Source organism: Streptomyces sp. NPDC041814 (genome assembly GCF_055590565.1).
Genome location: NZ_JBVJAM010000010.1, coordinates 1 through 13,407, shown reverse-complemented (window position 1 = coordinate 13,407; position 13,407 = coordinate 1). Strand labels below are relative to the sequence as shown.

The window sequence follows — 13,407 nt, the reverse complement described above, 5'->3', positions numbered from 1 at the left end:
ACGGCGATCTGTCCGAGGGCACCGTTACGATCCGTGCCATGCCTGCCTTCCGCGACTTCAACTTCAAGCTGCTCGTCATCGAACAGCTCATGTACTCCACCGAGACGCTCACCCCGGCGTTCCGCATAGCCGACTGCCTCAAGGCCAAGGGCATCGACCAGGACCCGCAGACCTACGCCTACGAGAACGATCTCGCCTTCACCGTCCTGGACGAGGCCCGCGCCCACTTCGAGGCGCTGGAGATCAGCCCGGAGCTGCTGGCCACCGTGGAGACACTGACCCTCGACGGCGGCCTTGAGGTGTACCAGGAGTGCGCGCCGGTCTGGGACGGGGAGGACGACCTCTTCGACGTGGGCTCGCTGGACGACCTGGACCTGCTGCCGAACCTGCGACTGATCGAGGGCGTGGACGACTGCGGAATCGGCATGTCGTTCGACACCGGCATCCTCGCAAGCCGGGGCATCGCCACCGACTGACGGACGACACCCCGTCAGGGGCCGCTGTCACCCGGCCTGTACGTGTCCGGCGCACGCGCTGCGGGAATGATCAACCGCATGAAAGAGGACAACAGGGACACCGCAAACTGCACGCCCGGCCGGATCCTGCACTGGAACCTGTTCATAGGCGGCCACCTCAGCGCCTCCGTACCCGTGCGGCTGGTCGAACGAACGGACACCGGGCAACTGGTGTGGATGAAATCGGGCACCCCGATGTGGCGCACCGCCCTCCCGCGCGGCGTGACCCATCTACGCGACATCGACCCGCGCGAACGCCCGGCCGAAGGCTTCCCCGTCGTCGCGGGCCGCTGGCCGATGGGCGACGCCCTCTTCTACCAGCCGACGGGGGCGGCCCACTCGGTGCTGTGGCTGTTCGGGCGCGGACACAAGTTCCGCGGCTGGTACGTCAACCTCGAACGACGCGTGCATCACGGCGCGGACATCGACATCGCCGACCACGAGCTGGACATCAACGTCGCCCCCGACCGGACGTGGAGCTGGAAGGACGAGCAGTCCTTCGCCGAGAAGACCGGCCACCCCGCGTACTGGACGGCCGAGGAAGCGCGGGCGATCCGCTCCGAAGGAGCGACGGTCGCACAGCTCGCCGAGGCCGGAACCTTCCCCTTCGACGGCTCCTGGTGCGACTTCCGGCCACCCTCGCACTGGAAGACGCCGCCCCGCCCACCGGTTCCGCGCCACCCGCTGCTGCTCCCGATGGGCGCTCCGGCCTCGCCTCTCCCGCCCCGAGGTGCGTGAATCGGCCGCCGCGGGACATCTCGGCCAATCTGGCTCGATAACGATCATTGCCCGGCGTCACTCTCCGTGATACACAGAGTAACCATACGCATTTCGCCCACACACCGATTCGATCCGCAGGTCAGGGCGGTCAGACCGGTCAAATGTGCGAGATCCGGGTAAAGAGAGCCGTGAAGCCGTCGTACGAATCCGGTTTCATCAGCGAAGATAGAGAGTGACCCGTGCCATGCGGTACGGGCGGCGAACTACCCAACAGGGGCGGTGACTTACATGATCCTGGCAGCTGAAAAGGGCGACATCACCACCATCATCGGCGGAATCGCCCCGAACTGGGGGCCGTTCGGGACCCTGGGCAACGAGGCGCGCGTGATGATCGAGGTGGTGATGGCGATCGCCATCCTGCTGTGCCTCGGCATCGCGATCTGGGGGGCGGCCAAGCAGCGGATCGGCGCGACGGCTCTGCGCGACACCTTCAGTGCGGAACAGGGCAAGGGGCTGATCGTGGCCGGGCTGACCGGTGTGTTCATCATCGGATCACTCGGCACCCTGTTCACCATTGTGTACGGGATGGCCGTCTGACCGGGCGTCACCCGCTGAGCCGGGGCTCGTCCGCCCCACCCCTCCCATCCGTCCGTCGTGCCCACCGGCAGAGGTTGCGTACCCCTGATGTCGAGTCACCACACCGCGTCCACGCGGAGAGCAGCACGGCTACCGTCGTACTACGACGTGGTTCAAGCAACGGTTGAGGGGGCGTACGCGGCATGAGTCTCGGCGACGAGGACGGCTACGGCAACGACGCGGGACGCACGAGCGACGCCTACAGCACGATCGGCGGCACTCGCCAGACCCGCACCCGCCTGCCCGACGGCCCCACCGGCGACCCCTACGGCCCCCGCCGCCCGGCCCGCAACTCCCGCTCCCTCATCACGTTCGCCGGTGTGGTGATCCTCCTCCTGGGCGCCATCGCCTTCGCCAACATGGGCGGCGACAAGGACGACTCGAACGGCAAGTCGAACACGACCTCCGGCAACAAGGCGGACGCCGCGCCTACATCCCCCACGGGAACGAAGCCGGTAACAGGCAAGAACGGCACAATCCCCTCGGGCTTCGCCCACAACCAACAGGGGGCGGAGAGCGCGGCGGCGAACTACGCTGCCGTACTCGGATCTGACGGCATGTTCAATGAAGGCCGCCGTCACGAAATCGTCCAGGCTCTCGCCGCCTCGGGTGCCAAGGAGGGGCTCCAGGCAGGTTTCGACGCCGACTATTCGCAGGACTTTCTGGCGCAGATCGGTCTCAACTCAGATGGCAGCGCGCCCACCGGATCAACGTTCGTTAACCGGACCATGCCAGCGGGCGCAAAGGCCAAGGCATACAGCGACCAGACGGCAGAGGTCGCAGTCTGGTGCACGGGCTTGTTCGGGCTGACCGGCGAGAAGTCCACCAAGCCAGTGACCAGCGGCTGGTTCACGGTGACCATGAAGCTCACGTGGGACGGCTCGGACTGGAAGGTCGTCGAGACTGGACAAAAGCAGGGCCCTACCCCGGTGACCGGTGACAACCCGGTATCGGGGTCCGATGAAATCGCAGACGCCGTGAACGGATTCGGAGGCTTCACATATGCGCGCTAGCCTTCGCCTCCGCGCGGGTTCCATTGCAGCCGCAGCCGTAACGCTTCAGTCCGTCGTGGTTGCCTTCGCTGCACGAGCTGGGGCAGCGCCCTCTCCGAGCCCCACACCCAGTAACGGCAACGACGCATGCGAGCTCATCGCAGGTCCTGCGCGCCAGTACTGCGAAGGCGGAAGCTCCAGTTCCCCCAGGTCCACCCCGCCCGCCAGCACCGACCCCGCGCTCGATCCGCTCACCTCGCTCGGGCGGGGCTGCGCCGACGCCGCCGCGTGGATCGTCGGCAAGCTCAGCGACGCGGTCAAGGAGACCGCCAACGTCGACTTCACGAACACCCGCTTCCTCCAGCAGTACGCCATCGTCTTCGCCGCCTCCACCGTCCTCACGCTCGTCCTCTGGCTCCTCGCCGTAGCCAAGCGCGCCATCCGCGGCGTCCCCCTCACCACCGCCATCTCCGAAGCCATCGGCTTCCTCTGGCTCACCGTCCTCGCCTCCGCCTTCACCCCCCTCATCCTCTACACCATCGTCTCCGCCACCGACGGCGTCACCGAGGTCATCGCCTCCTCATCCGGCGGCCAGACCGACGTCTTCTTCGGCTCCTTCGCCCAAGCCCTCAAGAAGGACTCCGACATCGGCGGCGGCCCCATCATGCTGATCGTCGTCTCCCTCGTCTCCATCCTCGCCGCCGGCATCCTCTGGCTCGAACTCGTCATCCGCGCCGCCCTGCTCTACGTCGGCGCCCTCCTGGGAACCGCCGTCTACGCCGGGCTCGTCGACAAGAACATGTGGGGACACGTACGCCGATGGGCAGGCATCATGATCGCGGTGATCATGGTCAAACCCGTCATCGTCGTCGTCCTCGGCCTCGCCGGCGCCCTCTCCTCCGACGACGGTCCCGACGCCTTCTCCGCCGTCGTCTCCGGCCTCGCCATCATCCTGCTGGCCATCTTCGCCTCCGCCATGATCTACCGCTTCGTCCCCGGCTTCGGCGACGAGATCCAGGGCGCCCGCACCAACCGCAAACAGGCCACCGACGGCTCCCAGGCCGCCGCGATGATCAGCTCCCCCGCCGCCCTCGTCTCCCAGGGCATCAAGACCCACAGCAGCCGCGGCGGCCAGAACAGCGGCGACACCGGCAGCGGCGGCGGCCGCCCCGCCAACCCGGTCAGCGGCGGAGTCGCCGCCCACAGCTCCCGCAACCCCGGCACCCCGTCCGCCGCACCCTCACCCCGCAGCGGCTCCGCCCCGACCGCCGGCACCCCCCACAGCAGCCGCGGCACCCGCGGCGGTCCAGGCAGCACAGGTAACAACCGCACAGGAGGTGGCGGGCGTTGAGCACACAGTCCCATCCCATCGCGCCCCGCCGTACGTATCTCATCGGCCGCGCCCGGCCGAACGCGATCGTCGGCAAGAACCGCGAGACGGGCGAAATCGCCCTGATCATCGCCGGCGCGTTCCTCGGCATGATGAGCGGCCTGCTCATCCCCGTCCTCTCCCTGCGCATCGTGCTGCTCACCGGCTTCCCGCTGCTCGCCATCGCCATGGTCTACGTCCCGTACCGGCACCGGACCTTCTACAAGTGGTTCGAGATCAACCGCAGCTACAAGCGCTCCCTCCGCCGCGGCACCACCTACCGCTCCACCGCCATGGAAGCCGGCACCCGCGCCGACGGCCGCGAGGTCGAGATCGGCCCGCCCCCCGGCATCGGCCGCATCAACTGGCTCTCCGCCCCCTTCGGCCCCGACGAGATCGCCGTCCTCCTCCACGCCGACCGGCGCACCGTCACCGCCGCCATCGAGATCGAGGGCCCCGGCGTCGGCCTGCGCGACAGCGAGGACCAGGAAGCACTCGTCGACCGCTTCGGCACCCTCCTCAAGCACGTCGCCAACGGAGACGGCTTCGTCACCCGCCTCCAGATGCTCGCCCGCACCCTCCCCGCCGACCCCGACGCCCACGCCAAGGACGTCGCCCAGCGCGGCGACAAGTCATCCCCCCGCTGGCTCCAGGACTCCTACGACCAGCTCCAGTCCATGGTCTCCACCTCCAGCGAGCAGCACCGCGCCTACCTCGTCGCCTGCATGCACTTCAACCGCGAGCTCTCCGCCGAGGCCAACGCCATGGCGCGCGCCGCCCGCCCGCACTCCGGCCGCAAGCTGGACCGCGACGCCGGCCTCGCCGTCGTCATGGCCCGCGAGCTCACCGACATCTGCGCCCGCCTCGCCGAAGCCGACATCCGGGTCCGCCAGCCCCTCGGCCAGAGCCGGCTGGCCTCCCTCGTCCACTCCATGTACGACCCCGACCACCCCATCGACCACATCCAGGCCATGACGAAGCGCAACGCCTGGCCCGCCGAGCTCGACGCCGTCGAGCCGACCTACCTCCAGGCCAAGACCCGCGAATCGTCCACCCGCGCCCCCTGGTGCCACTCCACGGCCTGGGTGAAGGAGTGGCCCATGACCCCCGTCGGCGTCAACTTCCTGGCCCCCCTCCTCGTCCACACCCCCGACGTCATCCGCACGGTCGCCGTCTGCATGGACCTCGAACCCACCGAGATCGCCATCGAGCGCATGCTCACCGAGAAGACCAACGACGACGCCGAGGCCAGCCGCCAGGCCAAGATGAACCGCACCGTCGACCCCCGCGACATCGCCGCCCACGGCCGCCTCGACCAACGAGGTGAAGACCTCGCCAGCGGCGCCGCCGGCGTCAACCTCGTGGGGTACATCACCGTGTCGTCCCGCTCCCCCGAAGCCCTCGCCCGCGACAAGCGCACCATCCGCGCCTCGGCCGGAAAGTCGTACCTCAAGCTCGAATGGTGCGACCGCGAGCACCACCGCGCCTTCGTCAACACCCTGCCGTTCGCCACCGGCATCCGCCCCTAGCCACCAGTCCGCGACACCGAGAGGGAGGTCAGTCACGCCATGCGAGATCCGCTGTCCGCGTTGTCGGACGCCTTTACCGCCTTCCTCTTCGGAAAGGTGGAGACCACCCGGCTGCCCGTCCGCACCTCGACCGGCCAGGCCCAGGCCGTCTACCTGCCCACCGCAGCCCCCGGCCTCGGCGACTCCGGCGTGATCATCGGCCGCGAGGTGTACTCCGGCAAGGGCTACATCTACGACCCCTTCCAGCTCTACGGCCAGCAGCTCCCCGCCCCGCACTGGCTGGTCCTCGGCGAGTCCGGGAACGGCAAGTCCGCGCTGGAGAAGACATACGTGCTCCGCCAGCTCCGCTTCCGCGACCGCCAGGTCGTCGTCCTCGACGCCCAGGGCGAGGACGGCGTCGGCGAGTGGAACCTCATCGCGCAGGAGCTCGGCCTCACCCCCATCCGCCTCGACCCCACCTCCGCGCTCAACGGCGGCATCCGGCTCAACCCGCTCGACCCCGCCATCACCACCACCGGCCAGCTCGCCCTGCTGCGCACCATCATCGAGGTCGCCATGGGCCACGGCCTGGACGAACGCTCCGGCTTCGCCCTCAAGGTCGCCCACGCCTACGTCAACGCCACGACGACCGACCGCCAGCCCGTCCTCACGGACATCGTCGAGCAACTGCGCCACCCCGAACCGGAATCCGCCCAGGCCATGAACGTCGACATAGACGACGTACGGGCCTGGGGCCTGGACGTCGCCCTCGTCCTCGACCGGCTGGTCGACGGCGACCTGCGCGGCATGTTCGACGGCCCGACGTCCTTCGGCATCGACCTGGACGCCCCCCTGATCGTCTTCGACCTCTCGCACATCGACCGCAACTCCATCGCCATGCCCATCCTGATGGCGATCGTCGGCGTCTGGCTCGAACACACCTGGATCAGGCCCGACCGCAAGAAGCGCATCTTCCTGGTCGAAGAGGCATGGCACATCATCAACTCGCCGTTCGTCGCCCAGCTCTTCCAGCGCCTGCTGAAGTTCGGCCGCCGCCTCGGCCTCTCCTTCGTCGCCGTCGTCCACCACCTCAGCGACGTGGTCGACGGCGCCGCCGCACGCGAAGCCGCCGCCATCCTCAAAATGGCCTCCACCCGCACGATCTACGCCCAGAAGGCCGACGAGGCCAGAGCCACCGGACGGGTCCTCGGCCTGCCCCGCTGGGCCGTCGAAATCATCCCCACCCTCACCCCGGGCATCGCGGTCTGGGACGTGAACGGCAACGTACAGGTCGTCAAACACCTGATCACCGAAGCCGAACGCCCCCTCGTCTTCACCGACCGCGCCATGACCGAGTCGTCCGTGAACGACCTGCTCCCGGACGACGTGAGAGCCGCCGACCTCGAAGCGGAGGAACGCGCGGCCAGAATCGAGAACCAGCAGCGACTGAACGAGTCGTCCGAGTCAACGGTGGCATGACATGGCAAGGAGCGACGGGGGACGGTCCGGCGACGGCAAGGGGGGCGGCATCCCCGACGGCCTGCTCGTCGGACTGCTGGCCTTCCTTCTCGGACTGACGCTGCTGGCCTGGGCGGCCACCGGATTCGCCGGCCTCCTCGCCCACGGCGCCTGGCCCGACGGCGTCACGCCCACGGAGACACCACTGGCCCTCCGGCGCCTGCTGGAGGCCCCCCACGACCTGCCCGCCGCCTGGCCCGACACCCCACCCGGCCAGCTCTCCGGATACGGGCTGTTCTGGGGCCTGCTCATCGGCGAGCTGATGGTGCTCGTGGTGCTGACGGTGTTCGTGATGGGCGTCATCGCCCGCTGGCGCGCCGTGCTCGCCCGCCGCCGCACGGAACGCACGGAGCGGCTGGCCCTCCTCGAACAGGCACACCGCGAGGAACGCGCACGACGCAAGCTCGCCCAGGGCAAGGGCCGGAAGACCGGCCGGTGGAACAAGCAGCAGGACCACGCCCACGAGTCGGCGCTCCCCGAGCCGGAACCGGCCCCCGAGCCCGCCACCCCCGACGCCCTGCGCACGACGGCCCCCGTCCCCGAGCCCGCCACCCCCGTTCCCGCCGAACACCTCACCGAAACCGCGTCGCGGACGAGCGCCCTTCCCACCGAAGCCGCCCCCGAAGCACTCACCACCCGAAAGACGTGGCGCGCACCGACGGACACCACGGAGACGGCGCTCACCACCCCGCTCCCCGCGGCCGTCCCCTCCCCCCGCACCCCTCTCGTCCTCTACGGCCCAGCCGCCACCCGCCGGGCCACCGCCGTCCAGGCCATCCGCGAAGCCGACGGCCCCGTGCTCGTCGTGACCTCCGACCCCACCCTCTGGGCCGAGACCAAAGACGCCCGCGCCAAGCTCGGCCCCGTCCTCGTCTACGACCCCGGCCACCTCTGCGACACCCCGGCCCGGCTGCACTGGGCGCCCACCACCGGCTGCGAACAGGCCGACCGGGCCGCGACCCGCGCGGGTGCGCTGCTCGCCCCCGTCCGCCCTCAGGCCCGCGTCGACTCGGCGACGGCCGACATCGCCGAAACCATCCTCCGCTGCTGGCTGCACGCCGCGGCCATCGACGGCCGCCCCTTCCGCCAGGTCCACCGCTGGGCCCTCGGCGGCAACGCCCACGAACCGGTCCGCCTGCTGCGCACCCACCCCAAGGCGGCCCCCGGGCTCGCCGGGCTCCTGGAGTCCGCGCTCACCGGCCATCCCGAACGCCGCGAGATGGCCCAGGAACTGACGGTCCGCGCGTTCGGCGCCCTCTCCTCCGTACACGTCCGCGACGCCTGCACACCAAATCGAGCAGATGCGCTCGCACTGGATTCCTTTGCGGACGAAGGGGGCAGCCTCTATGTGGTCGGTGAAGCCATCGAGACCCCACGATCCGGTCCGGGGACGATGCCCCTGCTCACCGCGCTCGCCGCAGACGTGGTCGAGCACGGCCGCCGCATGGCCGCACGGTCATCCGACGGCCGGCTCGACCCACCAATGACGCTCGTCCTCGACGACATCGCGGCCGTCGCCCCGCTGCCCCGGCTGCCCGAGCTGCTGAGATCCGGCCAGACCCAGGGCCTGTCCACCATCGCCCTGCTCCGTTCCCCGGAACAGGCCCGCTCACACTGGACGCAACAGCTCCGCACGCCCAGCAGCCTCTGAACAGCAGGCACGGCCTCAGGGCCGCGCCACCGCGTACTCCAGCTCACGCGCCGCCGGATCCCCCGGCATCGCCACCGTCTCCCCGGTCGGGACGAACCCGAACCGCCGGTAGAACGCCCCGGCGCGCGGATTGTTCTCGTGCACATACAGCCGTACGCGCTCCAGCCGCGGCGCCTCCAGCGACCACGCCCAGTCCACAGCCGCCCGGAACAACGCGTCCGCCACCCCGGCGCCCCGCGCCTCCGGCCGCACGAACACGGCGACCAGGTGGCCCTGGTTCACCGACGCCGCGTCACCGAACCGCGCTTCGATGTCCGGCCTTTCCACGAGCACCGTCACCGAGCCCGCCCAACGACCGTCAGAGCCCTCCGCGACGAACTGCCGCACCTCGCCCGCACCGTCCTCGGAGGCGTCCACGGTCCGCTCCCGCCACGCCTCGTCGGACCGCTTCAGCCCCTGCTCGTACGTCTCCAGGAACGCCACAGGCGCGGCCGGGTCCTGCAAGGCAGCCAGTCGGAGCTCCTTCACCGACCGCCACTCGTCGGCACGCACCGGCCGTATCACGTAGTCCATGCACCGATCCTGACCCGCGCTCCCGAGACCACGCAAACGGATTCGCCCCTCCGCCGACAGTCGTACCCCGGTACTACGCACCCCCGCACCTCCCGCCTCCGGTCCGACGACCGGCCCGCGCCCGCTCCGTAGCGTCGACCGCATGATCAGGGCACACGCACTCACCAAACGCTACGGGGACACCACCGTCGTCCACGACCTCGACTTCACCGTCCACCCGGGCACGGTCACCGGCTTCCTCGGCCCCAACGGCGCCGGCAAGTCCACCACCATGCGCATGCTGCTCGGCCTGGACGCACCCACCCGGGGCCGCTCCACGATCGGCGGCCGCGCGTACACGTCACACAGCGCTCCCCTCACCGAGGTCGGCGCCCTCCTGGAGGCGCGCTCCGTCCACCCCGGCCGGACCGCCTTCCACCACCTGATGGCGCTCGCCCACACCCATGGCATCCCGCGCACCCGCGTGGAGCACGTGCTGGACCTCGCCGGTCTCACCGCCGTCGCCGGGAAGCGGGTCAAGGGCTTCTCGCTCGGCATGGGCCAGCGCCTGGGCATCGCCGCCGCCCTCCTCGGCGACCCCGCCACCGTGATCCTGGACGAGCCCGTCAACGGCCTGGACCCGGAGGGCGTCCTCTGGATCCGCACCCTCCTCCGCGACCTGGCCGCACAGGGCCGCACGGTCCTGGTCTCCTCGCACCTGATGAGCGAGATGGCCCTCACGGCCGACCGCCTGGTCGTCATCGGCCGGGGCCGCCTCCTCGCCGACACCACCGTCACCGAGTTCACCGCCACGGCCGGCGGCAGCTCCGTCACCGTCCTCACCCCCCGGGCCACCGCCCTGCGTGACCTGCTGAAGGGCCCCGGCATCGAGATCACCGCCACACCCGGCACCGACCGGCTGGACGTGCGCGGCACGGACGCCGAACACATCGGCCGCACCGCCGCCGCCCACGCCATCCCCCTCTATGAACTCACCCCGCGCACCGCATCCCTGGAGCAGGCGTTCATGGACCTCACCCAGGAGTCCGTCGACTACCGGACCACCGCCGCCGAACCGACCGGAGCCCCCGCATGACCACCACGGCCCTTCCCCACCCCTACCGCGTCACACCTGCCCGGGTGCTGCGCTCCGAGTGGCACAAACTGCGCACGCTGCGCTCCAGTTGGATCACCCTGGGCCTGGCCGCCGTCTTCGTCCTCGGCGTCGGCATCCTCATGGGCACCACCTACACCTCCGACGGCGGCGACTCCGACGTCGACACCGTCATCCTCGTCCTCTACGGCTCGCTCCTCGCCTCGCTCTGCACCGTGGTCCTCGGCATCCTCGTCACGGCGGGCGAGTACTCCTCCGGCCTGATCCGCGCCTCGCTGACCGCCGTCCCGCGCCGTCTCCCGGTGCTCTGGGCGAAGGCCGCCGTCTTCACGGTCACCGTGTTCACCGCCATGTTCGCGACCGCGCTGGTCACCTTCGTCGTCGCCCAGTTCTTCCTGCACGACACGGACCAGGCCGCCTCCCTGACCGACCCGGGTGTACTGCGCGCCGTAGCGGGGAACGCCGCCGGAACCACCTTCCTCGGCCTCATCGCCCTGGGCCTCGGCGCACTCCTGCGATCGGTCCCCGGAGCGATCGGCGCGTTCATCGGCGGCGTGATGATCCTCCCCGAGGTGCTGACCATGCTCCCGTACGACGCGGTGGAGACCGCCGTCCGCTACTTCCCCACCCAGGCCGCGGGCGTCCTCGGCTCCGCCACCCCGCTCCCGGACGCCGCGTCCCCGGGCCCGGCCCTGCTCGCCCTCACCCTGTGGGCCTCGGCCACACTGGTCGCGGCGGCCGTACTCCTGCGGCGCCGGGACGCATGAGCCGTACGCTGCCGGGTACAGGGGAGGCACCAATGGCGGACACGACCGGGCCCAGGGCACCGGAACCTCCGTCCGCCCCCACCCCGCTCACGGGTCACATACAACGACTGTTCCAGCGCATCCGCACCCTCGACCGACGTCGGCCGTCGGTCTGGAACAGCGTCCTGACCACGTTCTGGGTGCTCTTCGCCGTCCTCGACGTCTCCTCGGGCGGCTGGCGCACGGTCGCCGTCGACCCGCACGTACCGGAGCCGCTGGTGTTCGTCATGAGCGCGGCCTTCTCCGCCCCGCTGCTGTGGCGCCGCACGCACCCGCTGGCCGTGCTCGCCTTCATGGCCCCGTTCTCACTGGCCAACGTGTGGACGGGCGCGGTCATCCAGGCGTCGCTGCTCCAGGAGATCGTGGTCTTCAACATCGCGGTGCGCCTCCCGATGCGCACCCTCGCCCGGTCGGGCGCCCTGGTCGCGACACCGCTGGTGATCGCGTCGGGCTGGTTCCCGGAGGTCTGGAGCCGCCTCCTGCTCCCGCACGTCTGGATGTTCGCCATCGCCGCCCTGGCGGGGATCCTGGTGCGTACGCGCAAGGAGTACACGGAGGCCCTTCTCGACCGGGCGGACCGCCTGGAACGCGAACGCGACCAGCAGGCCCGGCTGGCCGCCGCCGCCGAACGGGCCCGGATCGCCGGGGAGATGCACGACATCATCGGACACAACCTCTCCGTCATCACGGGCCTGGCCGACGGCGGCTCGTACGCGGCGGCCCGCAGCCCGGAGCGCGCGGCCCAGGCGCTGGAAGCCATCGGCACCACGAGCCGCCAGGCCCTAGCGGAGCTCCGACGCCTCCTGGGTGTGCTGCGCGACCGGCCGGAGGACGCGGACCGCACGCCGCAGCCCACCCTGGACGACATCGACGTCCTCCTGGAGGGCGTACGCCGGGCAGGTCTCCCGGTTGCTCTTGCTGTCCGGGGTACGCCTCCGTCCCGTCCACCCACCCCTGGACGCCAGCTGACGGTCTACCGGGTGGTGCAGGAGTCCCTGACGAACACGCTGAAGCACGCGGGCACTTCACCGTCGCTCGCGGCCGAGGTCACTCTCGCCTACCGACCGGGCGCGCTGGAAGCCGTGGTCACGGACAATGGCACCCTGCCCCCGGGTGAGCGGACCTCCGCAGGCACCGGGCAGGGCATCACCGGGATGCGCGCACGCGCTTCCCTGTACGACGGCACACTCGAAGCCGGCCCGTCCGCCGAAGGCGGCTGGCAGGTACGGCTATGGCTTCCCCTGGAGGACTCCCTCTCGTGACGACCGTGCTCATCGCGGACGACCAGCCGATGCAACGCTTCGGCTTCCGCATGCTGCTGGAGAGCCAGGACGACATGACGGTCGTCGGCGAGGCCGCCAACGGCCACGAAGCGCTCCAACTCGTCGCCCGGCACCAGCCGGACGTGGCGCTGATGGACATCCGCATGCCGCTCCTGGACGGCATCGAGGCGACCCGTCGCATCATCAGGACCGGCTCCCATACCCGCGTCCTGATCGTCACGACGTTCGACCTGGACCGGTACGCGTACGACGGTCTCCGCGCCGGCGCCAGCGGCTTCCTGATCAAGGACGCTCTGCCGGAGGACATGCTGTCCGGCATCCGGGCCGTGGCCCTCGGCGACGCGGTGGTCGCCCCGAGCCTGACCCGCCGTCTCCTGGACGCGTACGTGCAGCACTTGCCGGCCGCCCCGGGCGAGCCGGCGACTCAAGACCCGCGCATCGCCGGACTCACCGGCCGGGAACGGGAAATCCTTACGGTGATCGGCCAGGGCTGGACCAATTCCGAAATCTCCGAACGCCTTCACCTCGCGGAATCAACGGTGAAAACGCACGTCTCCCGCATTCTCGCCAAGACCGGGGCCAGGGACCGTGTACAAGCGGTGATCCTGGCGTACGACACACGCCTGGTCTCCCCGGGCTGAAACGCAGAAAAGCCCCGTGCCATCGGCACGGGGCTTTCCCACAATGATTGTTCGGCGGCGTCCTACTCTCCCACAGGGTCCCCCCTGCAGTACCATCGGCGC

General features: G+C 70.2%; 13 protein-coding genes. 12 read left to right on the top strand and 1 reads right to left on the bottom strand.

The genetic code is table 11. The features are described from left to right. The first annotated feature begins 38 nt into the window (after positions 1-38). The 8 genes from ACZ6C6_RS24170 (at position 39) to ACZ6C6_RS24135 (ending at position 8,909) form a co-directional block, all read left to right on the top strand. Positions 39-476 (top strand): DUF6892 domain-containing protein, encoded by a 438-nt coding sequence (locus ACZ6C6_RS24170; protein WP_469205346.1) that lies wholly within the window; start codon positions 39-41, stop codon positions 474-476. Between the two features lie 78 nt (positions 477-554). Beyond that, positions 555-1,253: a ribonuclease FAU-1 family protein gene (locus ACZ6C6_RS24165; protein ID WP_469205345.1), complete on the top strand. Its 699-nt coding sequence runs from the start codon at positions 555-557 to the stop codon at positions 1,251-1,253. Between the two features lie 270 nt (positions 1,254-1,523). Then, positions 1,524-1,832, top strand: coding sequence for a hypothetical protein (locus ACZ6C6_RS24160; RefSeq protein WP_024493027.1), 309 nt, complete (start codon positions 1,524-1,526; stop codon positions 1,830-1,832). A gap of 182 nt (positions 1,833-2,014) precedes the next feature. Further along, complete coding sequence (locus ACZ6C6_RS24155) at positions 2,015-2,884, top strand: DUF8175 domain-containg protein (protein ID WP_469205344.1); 870 nt, start codon at positions 2,015-2,017, stop codon at positions 2,882-2,884. Beyond that, positions 2,874-4,214: a hypothetical protein gene (locus ACZ6C6_RS24150; RefSeq protein WP_469205343.1), complete on the top strand. Its 1,341-nt coding sequence runs from the start codon at positions 2,874-2,876 to the stop codon at positions 4,212-4,214. Before ACZ6C6_RS24155 ends, ACZ6C6_RS24150 begins: the two co-directional genes overlap by 11 nt. Further along, positions 4,211-5,761 (top strand): SCO6880 family protein, encoded by a 1,551-nt coding sequence (locus tag ACZ6C6_RS24145; RefSeq protein WP_469205342.1) that lies wholly within the window; start codon positions 4,211-4,213, stop codon positions 5,759-5,761. Before ACZ6C6_RS24150 ends, ACZ6C6_RS24145 begins: the two co-directional genes overlap by 4 nt. A 39-nt stretch (positions 5,762-5,800) precedes the next feature. Continuing rightward, positions 5,801-7,219: an ATP-binding protein gene (locus tag ACZ6C6_RS24140; RefSeq protein ID WP_469205341.1), complete on the top strand. Its 1,419-nt coding sequence runs from the start codon at positions 5,801-5,803 to the stop codon at positions 7,217-7,219. A gap of 1 nt (position 7,220) precedes the next feature. Continuing rightward, positions 7,221-8,909 carry a P-loop NTPase family protein gene (locus ACZ6C6_RS24135; RefSeq protein ID WP_469205340.1) on the top strand — a complete coding sequence of 563 codons (1,689 nt, stop codon included), beginning with the start codon at positions 7,221-7,223 and terminating at the stop codon, positions 8,907-8,909. 15 nt (positions 8,910-8,924) lie between these two features. Here ACZ6C6_RS24135 and ACZ6C6_RS24130 read toward each other — a convergent pair whose 3' ends face one another. Continuing rightward, positions 8,925-9,482 (bottom strand): GNAT family N-acetyltransferase, encoded by a 558-nt coding sequence (locus ACZ6C6_RS24130; RefSeq protein WP_469205339.1) that lies wholly within the window; start codon positions 9,480-9,482, stop codon positions 8,925-8,927. Between the two features lie 142 nt (positions 9,483-9,624). Between ACZ6C6_RS24130 and ACZ6C6_RS24125 the strand changes: the two genes are divergently transcribed. From ACZ6C6_RS24125 to ACZ6C6_RS24110, 4 genes are read left to right on the top strand one after another with little or no spacing between them, the layout of a single operon-like run. After that, positions 9,625-10,557, top strand: coding sequence for an ATP-binding cassette domain-containing protein (locus tag ACZ6C6_RS24125; RefSeq protein ID WP_469205338.1), 933 nt, complete (start codon positions 9,625-9,627; stop codon positions 10,555-10,557). After that, complete coding sequence (locus ACZ6C6_RS24120) at positions 10,554-11,342, top strand: ABC transporter permease (protein ID WP_469205337.1); 789 nt, start codon at positions 10,554-10,556, stop codon at positions 11,340-11,342. Before ACZ6C6_RS24125 ends, ACZ6C6_RS24120 begins: the two co-directional genes overlap by 4 nt. A 32-nt stretch (positions 11,343-11,374) precedes the next feature. Next, positions 11,375-12,643: a sensor histidine kinase gene (locus ACZ6C6_RS24115; RefSeq protein WP_469205336.1), complete on the top strand. Its 1,269-nt coding sequence runs from the start codon at positions 11,375-11,377 to the stop codon at positions 12,641-12,643. Next, entirely contained in the window at positions 12,640-13,305 is a 666-nt protein-coding gene (locus ACZ6C6_RS24110) for a response regulator (RefSeq protein WP_469205335.1), read from the top strand. The genes ACZ6C6_RS24115 and ACZ6C6_RS24110 overlap by 4 nt, the downstream gene beginning before the upstream one ends. The last annotated feature ends 102 nt before the right edge of the window (positions 13,306-13,407 follow it).

Coding starts and splice junctions, on each gene's coding strand:
- ACZ6C6_RS24120 (WP_469205337.1), top strand. CDS start 10,554: ATGACCACCACGGCCCTTCCCCACCCCTACCGCGTCACACCTGCCCGG.
- ACZ6C6_RS24130 (WP_469205339.1), bottom strand. CDS start 9,482: ATGGACTACGTGATACGGCCGGTGCGTGCCGACGAGTGGCGGTCGGTG.
- ACZ6C6_RS24140 (WP_469205341.1), top strand. CDS start 5,801: ATGCGAGATCCGCTGTCCGCGTTGTCGGACGCCTTTACCGCCTTCCTC.
- ACZ6C6_RS24150 (WP_469205343.1), top strand. CDS start 2,874: ATGCGCGCTAGCCTTCGCCTCCGCGCGGGTTCCATTGCAGCCGCAGCC.
- ACZ6C6_RS24115 (WP_469205336.1), top strand. CDS start 11,375: ATGGCGGACACGACCGGGCCCAGGGCACCGGAACCTCCGTCCGCCCCC.
- ACZ6C6_RS24165 (WP_469205345.1), top strand. CDS start 555: ATGAAAGAGGACAACAGGGACACCGCAAACTGCACGCCCGGCCGGATC.
- ACZ6C6_RS24160 (WP_024493027.1), top strand. CDS start 1,524: ATGATCCTGGCAGCTGAAAAGGGCGACATCACCACCATCATCGGCGGA.
- ACZ6C6_RS24125 (WP_469205338.1), top strand. CDS start 9,625: ATGATCAGGGCACACGCACTCACCAAACGCTACGGGGACACCACCGTC.
- ACZ6C6_RS24155 (WP_469205344.1), top strand. CDS start 2,015: ATGAGTCTCGGCGACGAGGACGGCTACGGCAACGACGCGGGACGCACG.
- ACZ6C6_RS24170 (WP_469205346.1), top strand. CDS start 39: ATGCCTGCCTTCCGCGACTTCAACTTCAAGCTGCTCGTCATCGAACAG.
- ACZ6C6_RS24135 (WP_469205340.1), top strand. CDS start 7,221: ATGGCAAGGAGCGACGGGGGACGGTCCGGCGACGGCAAGGGGGGCGGC.